Raw genomic sequence first — 18,008 nt, forward strand, 5'->3', positions numbered from 1 at the left:
GGCTTAACCGTCTTGTAGAAGGAATCCCCTCACTTTAGGGAGGGGAGGAAGTCAAGCCATAATAAATTTATCATCTTGCTGTATGGTTCACAGGCAAATTGGTTGTTATTTTCTACGCTTTACGCCTGTCAGCACTTTTTTGTATGACCCACTCTCACAGGATGTTTTTATGAAACAATTTTTCGCACCTTGTCTGGTACTTGCCAGTATGTTGGGCACAACACTTGCCCACGCAGCCTCCATGCCAGTGGATACCAATGCCCGCTTTAAACTAGGGTTAAACGCGTCTATCAACCATTATGCGTACGACAAGGACAATGATGTTACGGTCATGCCACAGGCATTTTATGACAACAATCGACTCTACATTGAAGGCAGTGAAGCAGGTTATTATCCCTACAAAGATGCACAAAACGAATGGCGATTGACCGCAAGCTACGATAGCCGTTCATTTGATCCAGATGATGCGAGCACAGCGGCGTTAAAAGGACTCGATGAGCGTAAATGGTCTGCTATGGTGGGCACCAGCTATATGCGCATCACCCCGTATGGTGGCTTTAAAGCGCAAGTGGAAACTGATGCCTTAGGTCGCAGTGATGGTACTAGCGCAAAAGTGGCGCACTTAAGCAGATTTAAGGCAATGGATGATAAAATCACCATTTATCCTGAGTTAGGACTGCAGTGGTACAATGACAAGTACAACAATTACTACTTTGGTGTTTCTGAGCAAGAATCGCTACGCACCGGGATAAAAGCTTATAACGCTGATAGTAGCGTTACCCCCTATGTCAATGTCAGTGCCAGTTATGCAATTTCACCACGCTGGAGTGCGTTTATCAGTCAGCATTTAGAGTATTTGAGCGATGAGCAAAAAGACAGCCCACTGGTTGATAACCGTGTCGATAGCAAAACGAAAATTGGCTTTAACTATCAGTTTTAATGCCTAGTTTACCAATGAATAGTTGACTCATAAAAAGCGCAAATTGTTTGATTTGCGCTTTTTTTATTTATAAGAAAGGATTACTTACTTCGTCCACGTGCGACGCTTGCTGCTGTTGCGTGGCAGATTTTTCCACCGTTTGCGCTTGATGGACTTCTAAATACGCAATGATTTGGTTCAACACATCTTGTAATTGTTTTGCCGTGGCTAAACTTTGTTTATCCAACGTAAACGTCGCACTGCCATAGAGATTGACTTGCTCTCCTTGATTCTCAAGGGTAAATTCGCCCAAGCCAACGCTTTGGCTATCATTTTGAAATGGTTTAAAAGCACTCATCTTTTCCCCCTGTCTAGTTGTTGATTTGCTAGTTACTTACTCTGATTATGGTGAAATAGTGGCTACATCGCTCGGCAAACTGGGAAACGCATTGACCCCGGTGCGTTTTTTAAGTGTGCTTAGGCTAATTTTTTCAACGGTTCCGCTATCATCATTCGGGCTAAAAAACGCTATCGCTTGATGTTGTGATGGCAAATATACCGCTTTAAAAAAATGCGATGGCACCAACACGCGATTTTTTAGCCGTTGGACTTCCGGTGTTAAGAACGCTACCCCTGTCACCACATAAGCTGAGCCGTATTGGTTGGTCAAGTTGCGAGTTTGTGTTTCAATTTTCACCCAAGTTGTACGGTTGTTGTCAGGTGTTTGTGGGGCGATATTGGCTAAACTAAAGCTATCAAATTGTGAGTCCGAGTTTGCCATATCAGCATTGGGCGCTAAATGTCCTCTATCAAATCCGGTACGGGTATAATCGCTCAATAAGCTACGCACCTCGGTTGGCAGGCGAGTTTCTTCATGAAAGTTATCCTCTCTGACCAAAGTTTTGGCAGCCGTTATTCGTTGTCGCGTCAAATGCTCAGCGACCCAAATAGGGGTCTTGGTGACACCCGAATACATCACCGCAAAGCCATTAAAGCACAGGGGGTAAGTTTTTTGCGAAAGCTTAGCGGTCATTGTCGGCTGGGTTTTCTCCAAAAACTCGCTGGCGCATTTTTGTAACGCCTTGTCTAGCGAGCGCGTGGTGAGTGCTTGGGTATCTGGGTTCGCTTGGGTGGCAGGAATAGTAGGGATAGTAATGGTATTGCTATCGGGCTTGGCGGTTGAGGGCGCAACACTACAACCTGTCACATACAGCAAGCCAACGCTTATGGCTGATAAGATGGCATTGTTAGTAACAAAATGGGTTTGAACTATCATAAGTGACCTTAAAAAAAGAAAAAATGAAAAATGGCACAATGACTACAGTGGTAGGGGTTGGGCTAAAGTGTCGGATAACGTAGTTTAAAGCTCAGTTTAAAACTTCTTGGTTATTTTATAAGGTATTTGGGTGGAATACGCAAATATTTACTGGCAGTGATAGCAGTTTTTTGAAATGTTTTTTGGCTAATATTGCGTTGACTACTTTTATCCCAATATTTTCCCATCAACAATTCCTTAAGTTCTGATAAAATACACCTTTTGTCGTTAGTAAATTCTCTATGAGTACATCAACCACACCACAAAACGCCGTCGTCTTACTCTCGGGCGGGCTAGATTCCGTGACTTGCCTTTACTGGGCAAAAGCCAATTATGCCAACGTCACAGCGGTAAGCTTTAACTACGGTCAGCGCCACAATAGCGAACTTAATGCCGCCAAAAAAATCGCCGCGACAGCCCAAGTCAACCACCGTATTATCGATATTGATTTGGCACAGTTAGGTGGCTCGGCGTTGACCGATGCTTCGCTGGTGGTGCCCGATGCCAAACAAACAGATTTTAGCGATAATCAGCATAATGACAGCATTCCAATCACCTATGTACCCGCGCGTAATACCATCTTTTTGTCGTATGCGCTGGCATTGGCAGAGGTGACACAGTCCAATGCCATTGTGATTGGCGTCAATGCAGTCGATTACTCAGGCTATCCTGATTGTCGTCCTGAATATATTGAAGCCTTTGAAAAGATGGCAAATCTCGCTACCAAAGCCGGTGTGATGGGCAATCATCTCCACATTGCAACGCCATTGTTGCATTTAAGTAAAGCAGAAATCATTAAGCTCGGGGTATCGCTGGGGGTGGATTATGCTTTGACCGTGTCATGCTACCGCGCAGATAGCGAAGGGCGCGCCTGCGGGCACTGCGATAGCTGTTATTTACGACAGCAAGGTTTTTTACAAGCTGAAATAGATGACCCGACTATTTATCAGTAATCTATCATCATCAAATCCTGCCAGCTTTATTGCGTCAACGGTAAAGCTAGCCATTGTACGATTGAACACCTGCTGTTCTATACTGCTGTCTCTTATGAGGATAAACTATGAAACATTCAGCCATCGTGACCCTATTTGCTAGCATGGTTTTGCCGTTTGCCGCACATGCCGCAAACCCACAATACGTCAATGCTTGCGCTACCCAAATGACCGAAAAACACATCACTGATGCCGCTTCTGCAAAAAAAGTATGTACTTGTGTGGTAGATGAACAAGCAAAAATCACCCAAGCGCAAAAAAATGAGCTTGATACCTGGGTAAAAAGTGGTAAAGATGTTCGCCAAAACAAAACTTTCCAAACCATTAGTGCGCGTATGAAAGCGTGTGGCAACGGCGTTAAATTTAATAAAGCCCGTCCCTAATCGATTCCATCATTAATGATATAGTCACTTGTGCAATCGTCAATTGCAGAATCGATAGCGCCGCACCACCAGACCAGTTGTTTACTGGTCTTTTTTTATTTTGTCGCATGAAGAAGTTTGTACTCAATCTGGCTTTCTGATATTGTTAGTGCAATTTTTGCTTGGGAAATGTCCATGACTCAACTACCCAATTTTTTAGTCACCACGGTTGAAGCGGATACCAGCCGTCATTCTACAAATCAGCCGCAATTTATCCAGCGTCAAATCAATCTGCTAGCTTATGCCAAACAAGCAGACAAAGGCTTAATTCTGTACTTTTATCCAAAAGACAACACCGCAGGCTGTAGTGTGCAAGCCCAAGATTTTAGCCAGCATTTGACCCAATTGCAGCAGCTTGGCTACCAAGTCATTGGCGTATCAAGAGATAGTGTCAAAAGCCATGAAAAATTTATCGCCAACCAACAGATTAATTTTGCGTTGGTGAGTGATACCGATGAACAACTTTGCCAACATTTTGACATCATTGCCGAAAAAAAACTGTACGGCAAAGTCAGCCTTGGCGTGGTACGTTCAACCTTAATTTTCGACAATGCAGGCAAGCTGGTTTATGAGATGCGCAATGTCCGCGCCAAGGGGCATATGGATAAATTACTTGCGATATTGCCCACTCTTTAATCTAAACGCCTTATATTATTTTGATTTTCTGACTCGAGATCACTCATTGTATGTCCGTGAACCAATTTTTTAAAAATATCTATCACGACTTGTATTATGACGTCTATAAAGCAGTCGGTGGTTCGCTCGAAGACGAAGCGGTTAATTGGCCGCTGTATCTCTCCAAACTTGCCAGTACAGGCATCAAAATCATGGTGCTGTTGGCAATTTTGGGCGTGGTCTATCGGTTAAGTTTATTGCTCATCAATTCTGCCCGTTTTATCGCCAAAGACAGTAAATACAGCCAATCGTTAAGGCTCATCGCACGGTTGATGTGGTTATTTTCAAGTTTGCTTGCGGTGATGAGTCAGCTTAATTTTGAACCTGAAACAGTCAAAGCCACTGCCAAAGCGGGTATTTGGTCAGTGATTTTTTATATGGCGTGGTACAACCTCGGTTATTTGATGCAAAAAATGCTCAAAAATTATGGGCTAAACGCGTCGATTGAACAATTACTGCATAATTTGTTGTCCATGCTCATCATCGTATTGTGGATTGCCTCGGTGATGTCGCAGTTTGGTTTTGACATTGTGTCTGTGGTCGCAGGTCTTGGGATTGCAGGTATCGCAGTGGGTTTTGCCGCGCAAGCCACACTCGCCAACTTTATTGCCGGTATCACCATTTTGATTGAGCAGTCGTTTCAAGTCGGTGATTGGGTCAGCATTAATGAAAAAGAAGGTAAAGTGGTGCAAATCGCCTTGCGCACTACCCAAATTTTGACCCGTGATAATATCACCGTGATTTTCCCCAATTCAACCGTTGCCTCAGCCGAAGTCATTAATTTAACTGCCAAAAATCTGATTCGTTTTGATATTGAAGTGCGTATCGCGTTGGAAGCGGATATCGAAAGCGCTCGCGCTATCATTCTTGATATTTTAGCCAATACCAAAGAGGTATTGGAGCGTCCTGCGCCCACAGCGACGGTGGATAAAATTGGCGATTTTGGGGTGTTTTTTATCGTGCGGTTTTGGGTCAATCCGCCACACGTGTCTCGAATGCCATTTATCAAAGAAAATCTACGCGAACAAATCAAAGTAGCACTAGATGATGCCAGCATTGCTACACCTTATCCTCATATGCAGCTGTTAATGCCAAGCGCAATGCCAAACGAAGTAGCCCCATCGGTAAAAACTTCCCCATAATTTCAGACATTCTATCATTTGTCCTTTGCTAATCATGCTAAAATACGCCATTAATTAACTTTGACTTTTTTTGGCAGTATTTATGACAGACAGCAATACAACGCCCGTTGGGCAAACTTTTCACATTGTAATCACTTGTGCCGATGGGCTAGAGATTCCCTTGCAAACTGAGCTGGCAAGCTTTGGTATAGATACACAAATTGAGCGCACGGGTCGGCTGATGGCGACATTGACGTTAGCGCAGATTTATCAAGTTTGTCTATGGTCTCGTGTGGCATCGCGGGTATTGTTACCACTGGGCAAAAAGAACATCAATCCCGAGTACGATATTGCAGAACAGCTCTATACCTTTGCCAAAACGGTCAAATGGACCCAATTATTTGATTTGGAACAAACCTTTGCGATTCGTTTGACCCTAGATAAGCGCGTACAAGCCAACCAGCAATTCACCATGCTGCGCGTCAAAGATGCGATTGCCGACCAATTTAACGAGCAGTTCGGTCGTCGCCCCAATGTCGATAAAAACCCCGATTTTGGCATTGTCGCTACGGTGGGTGACAAACAAGCTGAATTGTATTTAGACTTATCAGGTACCAGTTTGCACCGCCGTGGTTATCGTGCTGCGATGACTGAAGCGCCACTCAAAGAAAACTTGGCTGCTGCCCTACTCTATAGCGTGAATTTTCACACCACCCAATTTGACAGTATTGTCGACCCGATGTGCGGCTCAGGCACGCTGATTATTGAAGCCTTGCTGATGAGCGCAGATTATGCCGTAGGACTGGATAAAGCCGATAGCCAATTTGGGTTTTATGCATGGCAACATCATGATACTGCCCTTTGGGAGGCTATGGTGCAAGACGCGCAAACCCGTTTTCATCATCGCCTAAATGCCATGGCAAATGGCGAGATGCCCGCGGTATTTGCTTTTGATATGGACTCAGGCGCGGTTCGAGCCACGCATAAAAATTTAATCGCCGCAGGTTTGACGCCTATCATCAACCGTATTACCTTGCAGCAGCGGTCACTGGCGACCCTTAATTTGGCACTAGAAAAACAAGTCAATGGTTGGGTCAATCCCCTGTTTATCACCAACCCACCGTATGGTGAGCGTCTGGGTGAAGAAGAATTGATTAAACCCTTGTATCAAGGTCTGGGTAAAAAATTACAAGCCCTGTTTGCAGATAGCCCTGCCAGAGTGACTTTGGGTGTCCTCGCTGCCAAAGTTGAACAAGCTGACGTACTACCCCTTGCTGAGCCAAAAACCCTACGCTGTCATAATGGCGCTATCACCGTGTATTTTCGTTATGGTGAGCTGTTAAAGAGTAAAGACACACCGCTTATTACGCGTTTTGAAAAGCGTGAAATCACCGTAGAAGAAGGTCAAGATTTTGTCAATCGACTACAAAAAAATCTTGCCAATCTGCGCAAACTCGCTCACAAACAAGGCGTGACCAATCTGCGGGTGTATGATGCCGACTTACCTGATTTTAAAGTAGCGGTGGATGTGTATGGCGAATTTGTGCATGTGCAAGAATATGCCGCCCCCAAATCAATCCCGTTAGAGACCGCCAAAAAACGTTTTAATCTAGCGCTGCATGGCGTGCGTGAAGCCTTGCAAGTGAACCGTGAGCAAGTGTTTATCAAAACCCGCGCCCGCCAATCCGGCAATGAGCAGTATGAGAAAAAAGCCAATTCGGGTAAGTTCCATGTGGTCAGCGAGCCAACCGCCAACAACCAACGGGCGTATTTTTTGGTGAACTTTAGCGATTATTTGGATACAGGGTTATTTCTTGACCATCGCAGCATCCGAAAAATTATTGCAGAGAACGCACGCGGTAAAACGGTGCTTAATCTGTTTGCTTATACTTGTACTGCCAGTGTGCATGCGGCATTGGGCGGGGCAAAAGCGGTGACATCGGTGGATTTATCACAAAACTATTTGGACTGGGGACGCAAAAATTTTGCCCTAAACGGCTTGCCAGATTTGCCAAGCTACCAGTTTATTGCCCAAGATATTTTTGAATGGATTAAAAGCAACACCGAGCAGTACGATGTGATTTTTATCGATCCGCCGACTTTTTCTAATTCCAAGAAATTTCAAGGAACCTTTGATGTGCAGCGCGACCACGTACCACTCATCAACCGTGCCATGAATCGCTTATCCGCTGAAGGCGTGTTGTATTTTTCCAATAACTTTACCAAATTTGTGCTCGATGACGAAATCAACAACCGTTATCACGTTGAAGAAATGACCAACCAAACCATTGGCTTTGATTTTGATAGTAAACGCCCTATTCACCAGTCGTGGGCGATTCGCCACAAATAATTTGCCAATAAAAAAGCGATGCCTCGTGTTAGCCATCACTTTTTTTGATGAGTTCGGTTATTTTGCCAGAGTCTTGGTTTCAATCACGCTATCAAGCTGATAAAGGTTGCCATAGCCTTTGGTATCGGTCGGTGGGGTGCGATAGCGAGTCAAGCGCAAAACCCGCTGTGCGCTTTCGTCATGACGATAATTGATGATAGGCGCATCTAGAAGATACCATTGACCCACCGCTGTTTTTAATCCCTGCGTGTTATAATTGATGTCACGCACTTCTAGGCATTTTCTATCGGTCATGTTGTCGCAATACTGCCACTTGGGTTTGACCTCCAAAAATACGGTTTCCCCTTTGCCGTATTTTACTTCAGGCTTTAATATGCCATCCCAAATTAACGCAGTGCCGTCTGCCAGATCTTGTTGCAACATTGCATGTGTTTGCCAGCTCATTATCATCATTGATAGTTGACTTTGGCTTTGCATTTGCTGGGCCAACCAAGTTTCACTTTGTTGTAGAGAGCCGCAACCCATCAAGGTAGTCACCGCATTGGTGCTTGCCTGTAGCTTGTCCCCTTGTAACCTATAGCCACTCGATAATTGATTACAGCCTACACTGTAACTGATGCGATTTTGGGTGAAATCAAGTGTTACCTTGTGGTTATCAATTTGCGGCTTCAAGTGATCGGATGGCGGTGGATTGGTACTGTTGGGATAAGCATTCACGCCAGATAGTTGCCAATGATAACTTTGCAAATCATCCACAGTGGGTGCTTTACCAATAAATATCGCAGGCTGGGCATCAGGCACTCTTTCACTCGGCGCTGATGGGTTAGTATTCACCGTTTGGCAACCCGTCAGGGCAAGCATGAGCAATGCGCTGGTTTTAAAGCTACCTTTAACTTGATTGTTTATCATTCTTTATATCCATTATTACGCCATTAATTGAAGTTTAGCCAAATATTTATGGTTATTCAGCATCCGTTCTGTAAATTTAGTTGAGTATATTTAATGGAAGAGTTGGCATAAAAAAACCCAGTCAAGCGACTAGGTTTTTGATTTTAAACTTAACATAAACGGTTATTTATTCGGTTGTGGCGTGGTGCGCAGATAAGGCTTAATTTCTTTATGACCTTTTGGGAATTTCGCGGCGATTTCTTCGTTTTTGACGCTCGGCGGGATAATCACATCATCCCCGTCTTGCCACTCAACTGGCGTTGCAATGCCATAATTATCTGACAATTGCAAGGCATCAATCACCCGTAAAATTTCATTGAAGTTACGACCTACAGCGGCTGGGTAAGTGAAAGTTAACCGCAGTTTATGCTGTGGATCGATAATGAATACGCTGCGAACCGTGTGCGTGGTTGACGCATTTGGGTGAATCATGTCGTAAGCTTCCGATACTTTTTTGTCCGCGTCTGCAATGATGGGGAAATTCACCTCGCAACCTTGGGTTTCTGAGATATCGCCCGCCCAAGTTTTATGGTCTTCTACGCTATCGACTGATAAAGCAATGGGTTTGACATGGCGCTTTTTGAATTCATCACCCAATGATGCCGTGCGTCCTAACTCCGTGGTGCAAACTGGGGTAAAGTCTGCCGGATGTGAGAATAAAACCACCCAGTTATCACCTTGCCAATCGTAAAAATTGATATTGCCTTCGGTGGTTTGTGCGTCAAAATTTGGTGCCGTGTCGCCAATTCGTAATTGTGCCATCGCTGACTCCTTATAATTTGATTTGATTAATAATATGTGGTTATTGTTTGATATCGGTCTATCACACAGACTCAGCAAAATTTTAACAGATTCTAAATTCATTAATCATGACTTTTTGCGAATCTTTGTTTCTAAAAAGGCATAAGCACTCTACGATAGGCTGTTTTATAGTAAAGGTTTTAATCAAATTTCGCGGTCTTTAAAAACCGCGCAACCACGTTAAACTGCCCAGTGGTGGTATCTTCTTCATACATGGCTTGGCGAAACGCATTGGAATTGGCAATGCCTGATGTATACCAAGCAATATGTTTACGAGCGATACGACACCCCGAGTATTCGCCATAAAATGCATAAATCTCTTGCAAATGGCTCAATACAATCTCTTTTAACTCATCCATCGTTTGACTGGGCAGGATTTCACCAGTCTTTAGATAATGCGCAATATCACGAAAAATCCAAGGCTGCCCTTGCCCTGCCCGCCCAATCATAATGCCATCAGCGCCTGTTTGCTCATATACTTGTTTGGCTTTTTGCGGGCTGTCGATATCCCCATTGACGATAACAGGAATGGTGAGAAGATTTTTGACCTCTTTAATTAACTCATAGCGAGCGCTGCCCAGATATTTATCTTCTCGGGTGCGTCCATGAATTACAATCATGGCGATACCTGCCTCTTCTGCCATTTTTGCGACACGTAAAATATTTTCTTCGCCATTGGCATAGCCTAGACGGGTTTTTAGCGTGACTGGTACATCCACTGCATTGACCGTGGCATCTAATAGTCGCTTGACCAAATCTTCATCTTTGAGTAGCGCTGAACCAGCAAGCTTTTTGCAAACTTTTTTTGCCGGGCAACCCATATTGATATCGACAATTTGCGCCCCATTGGCAACTTGATAGCGAGCGGCTTCGGCGATTTTTTCTGGGTCTGAACCAGCGATTTGCGCAGAAATAGGCGCGATTTCGCCATCAAAATTGGCACGATACAGCGTTTTGTGATGGGCAAATAACGTGGCATCAGACGTCATCATCTCTGACACGGCATGCCCTGCGCCAAAGGACTTAGCCAGCATGCGAAAAGGCTTATCAGTAACGCCTGCCATCGGCGCAACGATGATGCGGTTGGCGATGGTCTGGTCGCCGATATTGAGGGGAGTGAGCAATGGATGGTTGGACATAAATACAAAAGAATGACGGGCTCAAAAATGGGGGAACATTATAACTTTTATTGTTCGTGCTTTGGCGAGAAATTCGCCCAGTTAGTGAAATTCCCCATTTCGCCTTCTTTTAAACAATCGGGTGAGTTTTTATATCAATTTGTTACGATTTTTTATCTCTTTGTCATATAGACTTAACCCAATAGAAGTTTAATAGTGTCATACTCATCAATTTTTTAGACATAGATTTAGACATAGAAATGGGCATAAACATATGTTAAAACAGCTTAAACTTTGGTATCGAGGCGATAAGCATGTCAATGGCGAAGTGATTTATCAGCTGCCCCATTGGTCTGCAAGGGTGGCTCGCCGTATGGTTGATTTTGTTTCGCTTGAATGGAAGTGGTTATTGGCATTTTTATGCTTAATTATGATAATTCTTATTATCGCTATTTGATTCACCGCTATTTGATTTGTCGATATTTTACCCATTGAGCGATGCCAATTTGGGCAACATATGGGAGGTAAAGATATTGTATATAAAGCCGCTGACAAGTCACTATGTTTTACCATGACAACTCGTTGAGATTTTAGTATACTATCTTGTTTATTTGACACGCTTATACCACCGCTATGACCCAAATTCCTGTCATTCAAAACCCAGAAATGGTTAATCCCCAAGACCTTACCGCAAAAACCAATTTACTTGGCATGAGCAAGGCTGAGCTTGGACAATTTTTTGCCAATCTAGGCGAAAAACCCTTCCGCGCCACCCAAGTCATGAAGTGGATTTATCAGTTTGGCGTGACCGATTTTTATCAAATGACGAACTTGTCAAAAAAACTACAAGAAACATTGGACGAAGTGGCCACTGTCACCCCGCCCACTGTCAAGTTTAAACAATTTAGCGAAGATGGCACCCGTAAATGGGTGTTTGAAGTAGCAGGTGGCTCGCTGGTGGAAACTGTGCTCATCCCAGCTGACGATAACAAACAGTTTGGACGTAAGACCTTGTGTATTTCCTCGCAAGTCGGCTGTGCGCTTGACTGCTCGTTTTGTAGCACCGGCAAACAAGGCTTTGAGCGGGACTTATCGCCTAGCGAAATTATCGGACAGCTGTGGGTTGCCAACCAGTCTTATATGGAAAATGTGCCTGTCACTGAACGTGAAAATCGGGTTACTAATGTGGTGATGATGGGCATGGGTGAACCGCTGTTAAATTATGAGCCTGTGGTAGCCAGTATGTCATTGATGCTCGATGATTTTGGTTTTGGCTTGTCCAAACGCCGCGTTACCCTATCAACATCGGGCATCGTGCCAAAGATGTATGAGCTTGCCAAAGACATTGATGTGGCACTTGCCATCAGCCTACATGCACCCAATGATGAACTGCGTAATGAACTGGTACCCATCAATAAAAAATATCCACTCAAAGAGCTGATAGCCGCCGCCAAATCTTATGTATATGACGAAAACCCCCGTCATAAAAAGCACGTCACCATCGAATATGTGATGTTAAAAGACGTCAATGACACGGATGAACACGCCCGTCAGTTGGTCAATCTGCTCAAAGATTTACCCTGCAAAATTAATTTGATTCCGTTTAACCCGTTCCCGCACGCGCCTTACGGACGCTCTAGCAACAATCGCATCCATGCATTTAGCAATATCTTGAACCAAGCAGGCTTTGTCTGTACCATTCGCCAAACCCGTGGTGATGACATTGATGCGGCATGTGGACAATTGGTTGGACAAGTCACTGATAAAACCCGTCGGGCAAAAAAATGGCAAGAAAAAGTGTCCAAAACGTTACAATCTAAAGCGTCTCATTAAATCTTTTATCATTATAATAGTTTGGTGTGATAAAGGCGCAAGTTAGCCTTATCGGTTGGTGTTATCAAGGTTTTTTTGCTATAGTAATAGCCATTTTTAGTGATAGGCTTGTTTTGCTGTTGGGTTTTATCGACAATTAAAATTGGTTATCTACTGTCAAAATTTTTAACTATTCAATTTAGTTCATTTGATTATGAGTAAGTTTGTTATGCCACCATGTCACTCACGTCAAACTCATCTATACCACAGTCAATCTGCTATTTTGTGTCAATTATACGACCACCATATAGAATACAATGATAAAATGCTGGGCAAATCAAATTTTTTATCGAAGGTTTTTGCGGTAGGTATGATTGGCCTTTCAAGCTTCAGCCTTTGCCTAACCGGTTGTACCACTACCCGACAAGTCACCACGCAGACAGTTACTGCCAGTGACCCCAGTCGTTGGGAAAAAAATCCAGAAGAAATCGCCAGAATTCGCACCGCGATTGCCGCTGAATATATTCGTGGTGGTAAATTAGACGATGCCAAACGACAGTTAGAAAGTGCATTAAAGTCTTATCCAAAGTCAGCAGAAGCCAATGATATGATGGGCGTGTTATTGCAGCAAGAAGGCAGCCCGCGCAATATGCAAAAAGCCGAAGCTTATTTTAAAAATGCTATCGCCCTCAATCCTGACTTTAGTCAAGCAAACAACAATTATGGCGTCTATCTCGCCCAACTCAGTCGTAACCAAGAAGCGATTGCCCAGTTTCAAATTGCCGGTTCTGCGTTAGGGTATGACGGTCGTGCCAGTGCGTTAGAGAATTTAGGGCGTACAGCATTAAAGGTCAAAAACAAACCGCTCGCAGTACAATCATTTATCAAAGCGCTCGATGCCAACCGCCAAAGTATCGTCGCCCGTACAGAGCTTATTGATATTTTATTGGCCGATGGCAAATTTTTGGAGGCGCAGGCGCTGTATAATGATTTGGTTAGAATTATTGGTCAAGCCAACCTTGACCCGCGCACTTTATCGCAAGGGATTAGGCTTGCCAAGCTTGCAAACAATACCATGGAAGTGCAAAAATTAGCGCAGCAGCTTTTGGACCGCTATCCCCTTAGCGATGAAGCAAAGCAGATTCGTTCTGGACTTTTAACCCCAACGTCAACTTGGAAATAAGATGGAAAACAGCAATAACACCGACAATCAACAAAACTCTACCCCTGTTCATGACACAACCCAGCTTTTGGGTCAGCGTTTTAAACAAGCCCGTGAGAAAAAAGGCTTATCGATTGACGATGTGGCTGCCAAAACTTTCATTTTAAAAAGTCATCTTCGAGCGCTTGAAGCCAATGATTTTGACGCCTTGCCACAGCCTACATTTGCGCGCGGTTTTGCCACGACCTATGGGCGTTTTTTGGGTTTGGATAAAAATCTGGTCGCACAAAGTTTTGATGCCCAGTACCCCGCTACCCTCAAACAAAAATATGCCACGGTCATCAATGCCCCGATGCAGCCGATGGGTACGCTTAATCGTGAAGCGCGTCCCAGTGTGCGTATTAACCCTTTTGTCATTGGTGGTATTTTATTGGTATTGGGGCTTGCGATTTTTATTTTTAATAAAGTTAGCAAAGCACATAATGACTCGGTTGAACAAGCCCCCGCTAGCGCTGTTGCCAGTATGCCAACCCAAGACCAAGTCAGCGGTGCGTCGCTTAACAATGCAGGCTCAGCGATTGTGACTAACACGGTGACTGCCAGTGGGTTACCCGCCACGGGCTCTGCGATTACTGGTGTTGCGGTGAGTGCTGATAATGCCAGTGGTACAGCAGCGACAGGACAAGCTGGTGCCAAAGCTTCGCTTGACATTTTTGTGAAAGATACCACCAAAATCACCATTGTCGATGCGACAGGCAATACGATTTTAGATGGCGATCAAGCACGCGGTAGTTACCAATTGACCGGTCAAGCGCCGTTTCAAGTCAATATCGATAAAGCCAGCAATGTGAGCTTGGATTTGAACAAACAACCGATTAAATTAAGCAATTATGCCCAAAACGATAAAGCCAATTTTACTTTAAAACCTTAACGGCTTATAACTTTAAAAATACGCTAAACCATTCGTTATAACAGTTATAATAATAGGAACGCCTATGTCAGCGCATAACCCCATCAAACGTAAACTCACCAAAAAAATCTACGTCGGTAATGTCGCAGTAGGCGGTGACGCCCCCATTAGTGTGCAAAGTATGACCAATACCGATACCTGTGATATCGATGCCACTGTGGCACAGATTCAGCGCTGTGTCGATGCCGGTGCTGATCTGATGCGCGTCTCAACGCCAACGATGGAAAGTGTAAAAGCCTTTGCCGAAATCAAAAGACAAGTTTCTGTGCCCCTAGTGGCAGACGTTCATTTTGATTATAAAATTGCACTGGCGGTGGCTGATGCAGGTGCAGACTGCTTACGTATCAACCCAGGTAATATCGGCAATGAACAAAAAGTGCGTGAAGTGATTGCCGCCGCCAAACATCATGGGATTAGTATGCGTATTGGCGTAAACGCGGGGTCACTAGAAAAAGATATCCAAAAAAAATATGGTGAACCCACGGGTGAAGCCATGCTTGAATCGGCGATGCGCCATATTGATATTTTAGATCGTAATAGCTTTGATCAGTTTAAAATCTCAGTCAAAGCTAGTAATGTGTTTTTGACCATGGATGCGTATCGGCTGATTTCTGCACAAGTTGACAATCCCTTGCATTTAGGTGTGACAGAAGCGGGGGTATACCGTACCGGTACCGTTAAGTCTGCGATTGCCTTAGGCGGATTACTGCTAGAAGGCATTGGTGATACCATGCGTATTTCGCTAGCCGCTGAGCCAGAAGAAGAAATTAAAATCGGTTTTGATATCTTAAAATCACTGGGTATCCGTAGTAATGGGGTGAATTTTATCGCCTGCCCCAGCTGCTCACGCCAAGAGTTTGATGTGATTCGGGTGATGATGGACTTAGAAAAACGTCTAGAGGATATCCGTGAGCCAATGGATGTGTCAGTGATTGGCTGTAAAGTCAATGGTCCAGGGGAAGCCAAAGAATCGGATATCGGCGTGGTGGGTGCTAGTCCAAATAGCCTAGTATATAAAAATGGGGAAAAATCACATTTGATTGATACCACCAAGCTTGCTGATGAGATTGAAGCCATGGTCCGTCAAAAAGTGGCTGAGCGTGAAGCCCAGCGCGCCAATGAAATTTTACGGGTTAAATAATTTTTGTGTTGTTTATTTTTTTAGTTTGCATTATTTGGGAAATTGACCATGTTAAAATCCATTAAAGGGTTTAATGATATCTTACATATTGAGACAGAATCTACGCGCCCATCGAGTGAGTGGCGCCAACTTGAAAGCAGCCTTATCGATGTGCTCAATCAATTTGGCTTTGAGCAAATACGTCTCCCAATCGTTGAAGAAACCCAGCTATTTGCCCGTGCGATTGGCGATGCCACTGACATTGTCGAAAAGGAAATGTATAGCTTTTATGACAAATCCAACCCACCTACCGCATTGACGCTACGCCCTGAAGGCACGGCAGGCGCGGTACGTGCCGTCGTGGAGCATAACTTATTGCGGGGTGATAATCCAAAACTTTGGTATATTGGTCCTATGTTTCGCTATGAACAACCGCAAAAAGGCCGTTATCGTCAGTTTCACCAATTAGGGGTTGAGAGTTTTGGCAGTGAATTGGCGGATGCTGATGCTGAGCTTATTATCATGACCTACCAAATGTGGCAAAAATTGGGCATTTTAGACGTGGTGCAACTTGAGATTAATAGCTTGGGCGAGATAGACGAACGACTGGCGTATCGCCAAGCCTTGGTGGATTTTTTAACCGATAAAAAATCTCAATTGGATGAAGATAGTCAGCGCCGCTTAACCACCAACCCACTACGTATTTTGGATAGTAAAGATAAAAACACCCAACAAATTTTAGAGAACGCCCCAAAGCTTGCTGACTTTTTGGGGGCAGCAAGCCAGCAGCATTTTGAAGCCTTGCAACATTATCTTAAAGCAGTCGGCATCAATTTTGTGATTAATCCAAAACTGGTACGCGGTTTAGATTATTACAATAAAACCGTATTTGAATGGACGACTGACCAGCTAGGTAGCCAAGCCACGGTATGTGCTGGGGGGCGTTATGATGGGCTTATTGGACAAATCAAAGCCATTGGCAGTGATAAACCAGCCGCTTCCGAGCCTGCAGTAGGTTTTGCCATGGGGCTTGAGCGTTTGTTGTTACTCATGCAAAAGGTGCATCCGTTTGAGGCAACACCTGCCTGTGATGTATTTGTGGTCGCCCATCCTGATGTTTACACCGATGCCATCAAATTTGCCCATGAGCTACGTACACGACGCTCAAATCTTCGCGTGAAAATGGCAAGTGCCACGAGTTTAAAAGCGCAAATGAAAAAAGCCGACAAATCAGGTGCGCACTTGTCAGTGATTATCGCGCAAGATGAAGTCGCTAACCAGCAAATTACCATCAAAAAAATGGCAACCGGTGACCAAATTACGGTCGCGAGTGACACACTCTTTAGCGAAAATCCAGATTTTATCTAATCTATCCGATTGAGCCAAATTTGATGGGTAACCTATATCAGTAATTTTTTGAAAGGCTTTATGTAATGGTTAAAGACGTACAACCTAAGCTAGTGAATGATGAACAGCAATCCTTAGGCGCGCTTAAACAATATGGTGGCTATATTTTGTCCGCCATTATGTTGGTATTAGCGGGCTATTTTGGCTGGAGTTACTGGCAAAAGCATGGCGGCAATATAGATACCGCAGCGGCGAACGATTTTGCCAAAATTCAAAGCGACCAAAACAACATTGAGACCCTAACCACCCAAGCTGCCACCGATACCAAAGCACAAGCGCAACTGACTACGGCGCAAACCAATTTGGACAAAGATTTGAGCGAATTTGTGGCTAAACATGATAATTCGGTTTATACATGGCAAGCCTTGATGCTGCAAGCCAAACAGCAAACCGATAAAAATGATCTAAAAGCGGCGGCGGCAACGCTACAAAAAGCATCTCAGTTAACGCTGAAGGATGATGGGTTAAAAGCCATTGCCATTTTGCGCCAAGCACAAGTGCTATTGTCAGACAATCAAGCGGATGCGGCACAAAAACGCTTACAAAGCCCCTTACCTGCTGCCTTTGAAGCCAGTAAACTTGAGATTTTGGGGGACATTGCCAACCAACAAGGTGATAAAAAAGCGGCGGCTACTCATTACCAAAAGGCTTGGCAATTGATTGAACAACGTAATCAAAACAACCCAAACCCCCAAGACCGTGCATTGCTACGTATCAAAATGGAAAGCCTAGGCTTAAGCGTCAAACAACCTGATTTAACTGGGGGCGTACTCGCTAAGCCTACCCAAGCTGAAAAAACTGCCCCTGCTGCAGCAATCGCATCTGCGCCCGCAGTTGCGTCAAGCACAAAATAGGCACACATAGCTAAAAAATAGG

At 44.2% G+C, this 18,008-nt stretch carries 18 protein-coding genes; 13 read left to right on the forward strand and 5 right to left on the reverse strand.

All coding sequences use genetic code 11. From position 1 onward, the window contains the following. Nucleotides 1-169 precede the first annotated feature (169 nt). Nucleotides 170-940, forward strand: coding sequence for a MipA/OmpV family protein (locus RTS09_RS04625; RefSeq protein WP_312534738.1), 771 nt, complete (start codon nt 170-172; stop codon nt 938-940). 67 nt (nt 941-1,007) lie between these two features. On the opposite strand, the gene RTS09_RS04630 is transcribed toward RTS09_RS04625, so the two are convergent. Then, nucleotides 1,008-1,277 carry a hypothetical protein gene (locus tag RTS09_RS04630; protein WP_050325408.1) on the reverse strand — a complete coding sequence of 90 codons (270 nt, stop codon included), beginning with the start codon at nt 1,275-1,277 and terminating at the stop codon, nt 1,008-1,010. Nucleotides 1,278-1,322: 45 nt separating this feature from the next. Beyond that, entirely contained in the window at nt 1,323-2,195 is an 873-nt protein-coding gene (locus tag RTS09_RS04635) for a DNA/RNA non-specific endonuclease (RefSeq protein WP_312534741.1), read from the reverse strand. 281 nt (nt 2,196-2,476) lie between these two features. On the opposite strand from RTS09_RS04635, the gene queC reads away from it, so the two are divergent. The 5 genes from queC (at nt 2,477) to rlmKL (ending at nt 7,794) form a co-directional block, all read left to right on the forward strand. Then, nucleotides 2,477-3,187 (forward strand): 7-cyano-7-deazaguanine synthase QueC, encoded by a 711-nt coding sequence (queC, locus tag RTS09_RS04640; RefSeq protein ID WP_312534743.1) that lies wholly within the window; start codon nt 2,477-2,479, stop codon nt 3,185-3,187. Nucleotides 3,188-3,294: 107 nt separating this feature from the next. Continuing rightward, nucleotides 3,295-3,609: a hypothetical protein gene (locus tag RTS09_RS04645; RefSeq protein WP_036589692.1), complete on the forward strand. Its 315-nt coding sequence runs from the start codon at nt 3,295-3,297 to the stop codon at nt 3,607-3,609. A 174-nt stretch (nt 3,610-3,783) separates the two neighbouring features. After that, entirely contained in the window at nt 3,784-4,284 is a 501-nt protein-coding gene (locus tag RTS09_RS04650) for a peroxiredoxin (RefSeq protein ID WP_312534746.1), read from the forward strand. 50 nt (nt 4,285-4,334) lie between these two features. After that, the gene (locus RTS09_RS04655; RefSeq protein WP_312534748.1) at nt 4,335-5,465 is read left to right on the forward strand and encodes a mechanosensitive ion channel family protein; all 1,131 of its coding nucleotides are present in this window, start codon (nt 4,335-4,337) and stop codon (nt 5,463-5,465) included. 82 nt (nt 5,466-5,547) lie between these two features. Continuing rightward, nucleotides 5,548-7,794: a bifunctional 23S rRNA (guanine(2069)-N(7))-methyltransferase RlmK/23S rRNA (guanine(2445)-N(2))-methyltransferase RlmL gene (gene rlmKL, locus RTS09_RS04660; RefSeq protein ID WP_312534750.1), complete on the forward strand. Its 2,247-nt coding sequence runs from the start codon at nt 5,548-5,550 to the stop codon at nt 7,792-7,794. Between the two features lie 57 nt (nt 7,795-7,851). Here the strand turns inward: rlmKL and RTS09_RS04665 are convergent, their stop codons facing one another. The 3 genes from RTS09_RS04665 to dusB all read right to left on the reverse strand — a co-directional run bounded on the left by RTS09_RS04665 (nt 7,852) and on the right by dusB (nt 10,682). Continuing rightward, nucleotides 7,852-8,703 (reverse strand): META domain-containing protein, encoded by an 852-nt coding sequence (locus tag RTS09_RS04665; protein WP_312534753.1) that lies wholly within the window; start codon nt 8,701-8,703, stop codon nt 7,852-7,854. A gap of 162 nt (nt 8,704-8,865) precedes the next feature. After that, a complete protein-coding gene (locus RTS09_RS04670; RefSeq protein ID WP_159676347.1) occupies nt 8,866-9,504 on the reverse strand; it encodes a peroxiredoxin in 639 nt (212 codons plus the stop codon). 179 nt (nt 9,505-9,683) lie between these two features. Next, nucleotides 9,684-10,682 carry a tRNA dihydrouridine synthase DusB gene (dusB, locus tag RTS09_RS04675; protein WP_312534755.1) on the reverse strand — a complete coding sequence of 333 codons (999 nt, stop codon included), beginning with the start codon at nt 10,680-10,682 and terminating at the stop codon, nt 9,684-9,686. Between the two features lie 253 nt (nt 10,683-10,935). On the opposite strand from dusB, the gene RTS09_RS04680 reads away from it, so the two are divergent. The 7 genes from RTS09_RS04680 to RTS09_RS04710 all read left to right on the forward strand — a co-directional run bounded on the left by RTS09_RS04680 (nt 10,936) and on the right by RTS09_RS04710 (nt 17,986). Next, nucleotides 10,936-11,118 (forward strand): hypothetical protein, encoded by a 183-nt coding sequence (locus tag RTS09_RS04680; protein ID WP_312534758.1) that lies wholly within the window; start codon nt 10,936-10,938, stop codon nt 11,116-11,118. A 176-nt stretch (nt 11,119-11,294) separates the two neighbouring features. Further along, nucleotides 11,295-12,494 (forward strand): dual-specificity RNA methyltransferase RlmN, encoded by a 1,200-nt coding sequence (gene rlmN, locus RTS09_RS04685; protein ID WP_312534761.1) that lies wholly within the window; start codon nt 11,295-11,297, stop codon nt 12,492-12,494. Nucleotides 12,495-12,843: 349 nt separating this feature from the next. Further along, nucleotides 12,844-13,656: a type IV pilus biogenesis/stability protein PilW gene (pilW, locus tag RTS09_RS04690; protein WP_312534763.1), complete on the forward strand. Its 813-nt coding sequence runs from the start codon at nt 12,844-12,846 to the stop codon at nt 13,654-13,656. 1 nt (nt 13,657) lies between these two features. Then, nucleotides 13,658-14,566, forward strand: coding sequence for a helix-turn-helix domain-containing protein (locus RTS09_RS04695; protein WP_144917733.1), 909 nt, complete (start codon nt 13,658-13,660; stop codon nt 14,564-14,566). 64 nt (nt 14,567-14,630) lie between these two features. Further along, on the forward strand, nt 14,631-15,746 hold the full coding sequence (ispG, locus tag RTS09_RS04700) for a flavodoxin-dependent (E)-4-hydroxy-3-methylbut-2-enyl-diphosphate synthase (protein ID WP_065252735.1): 1,116 nt from the start codon (nt 14,631-14,633) through the stop codon (nt 15,744-15,746). Between the two features lie 48 nt (nt 15,747-15,794). Continuing rightward, nucleotides 15,795-17,093: a histidine--tRNA ligase gene (gene hisS / locus RTS09_RS04705; protein ID WP_050325765.1), complete on the forward strand. Its 1,299-nt coding sequence runs from the start codon at nt 15,795-15,797 to the stop codon at nt 17,091-17,093. Nucleotides 17,094-17,158: 65 nt separating this feature from the next. After that, nucleotides 17,159-17,986, forward strand: coding sequence for a YfgM family protein (locus tag RTS09_RS04710; RefSeq protein WP_050325764.1), 828 nt, complete (start codon nt 17,159-17,161; stop codon nt 17,984-17,986). The last annotated feature ends 22 nt before the right edge of the window (nt 17,987-18,008 follow it).

The organism is Moraxella sp. CTOTU47618, assembly GCF_032017425.1.
In the GTDB taxonomy this organism is placed as follows: domain Bacteria; phylum Pseudomonadota; class Gammaproteobacteria; order Pseudomonadales; family Moraxellaceae; genus Faucicola; species Faucicola tetraodonis.

What these genes read in the sequence shown, in the direction of transcription:
- RTS09_RS04655 (WP_312534748.1), top strand. Translation starts at nt 4,335, where the DNA reads ATGTCCGTGAACCAATTTTTTAAAAATATCTATCACGACTTGTATTAT.
- dusB (WP_312534755.1), bottom strand. Translation starts at nt 10,682, where the DNA reads ATGTCCAACCATCCATTGCTCACTCCCCTCAATATCGGCGACCAGACC.
- ispG (WP_065252735.1), top strand. Translation starts at nt 14,631, where the DNA reads ATGTCAGCGCATAACCCCATCAAACGTAAACTCACCAAAAAAATCTAC.
- RTS09_RS04665 (WP_312534753.1), bottom strand. Translation starts at nt 8,703, where the DNA reads ATGATAAACAATCAAGTTAAAGGTAGCTTTAAAACCAGCGCATTGCTC.
- RTS09_RS04680 (WP_312534758.1), top strand. Translation starts at nt 10,936, where the DNA reads ATGTTAAAACAGCTTAAACTTTGGTATCGAGGCGATAAGCATGTCAAT.
- RTS09_RS04625 (WP_312534738.1), top strand. Translation starts at nt 170, where the DNA reads ATGAAACAATTTTTCGCACCTTGTCTGGTACTTGCCAGTATGTTGGGC.
- RTS09_RS04650 (WP_312534746.1), top strand. Translation starts at nt 3,784, where the DNA reads ATGACTCAACTACCCAATTTTTTAGTCACCACGGTTGAAGCGGATACC.
- RTS09_RS04630 (WP_050325408.1), bottom strand. Translation starts at nt 1,277, where the DNA reads ATGAGTGCTTTTAAACCATTTCAAAATGATAGCCAAAGCGTTGGCTTG.
- RTS09_RS04635 (WP_312534741.1), bottom strand. Translation starts at nt 2,195, where the DNA reads ATGATAGTTCAAACCCATTTTGTTACTAACAATGCCATCTTATCAGCC.
- queC (WP_312534743.1), top strand. Translation starts at nt 2,477, where the DNA reads ATGAGTACATCAACCACACCACAAAACGCCGTCGTCTTACTCTCGGGC.
- pilW (WP_312534763.1), top strand. Translation starts at nt 12,844, where the DNA reads ATGATTGGCCTTTCAAGCTTCAGCCTTTGCCTAACCGGTTGTACCACT.
- RTS09_RS04670 (WP_159676347.1), bottom strand. Translation starts at nt 9,504, where the DNA reads ATGGCACAATTACGAATTGGCGACACGGCACCAAATTTTGACGCACAA.
- rlmKL (WP_312534750.1), top strand. Translation starts at nt 5,548, where the DNA reads ATGACAGACAGCAATACAACGCCCGTTGGGCAAACTTTTCACATTGTA.
- hisS (WP_050325765.1), top strand. Translation starts at nt 15,795, where the DNA reads ATGTTAAAATCCATTAAAGGGTTTAATGATATCTTACATATTGAGACA.
- rlmN (WP_312534761.1), top strand. Translation starts at nt 11,295, where the DNA reads ATGACCCAAATTCCTGTCATTCAAAACCCAGAAATGGTTAATCCCCAA.
- RTS09_RS04645 (WP_036589692.1), top strand. Translation starts at nt 3,295, where the DNA reads ATGAAACATTCAGCCATCGTGACCCTATTTGCTAGCATGGTTTTGCCG.
- RTS09_RS04695 (WP_144917733.1), top strand. Translation starts at nt 13,658, where the DNA reads ATGGAAAACAGCAATAACACCGACAATCAACAAAACTCTACCCCTGTT.
- RTS09_RS04710 (WP_050325764.1), top strand. Translation starts at nt 17,159, where the DNA reads ATGGTTAAAGACGTACAACCTAAGCTAGTGAATGATGAACAGCAATCC.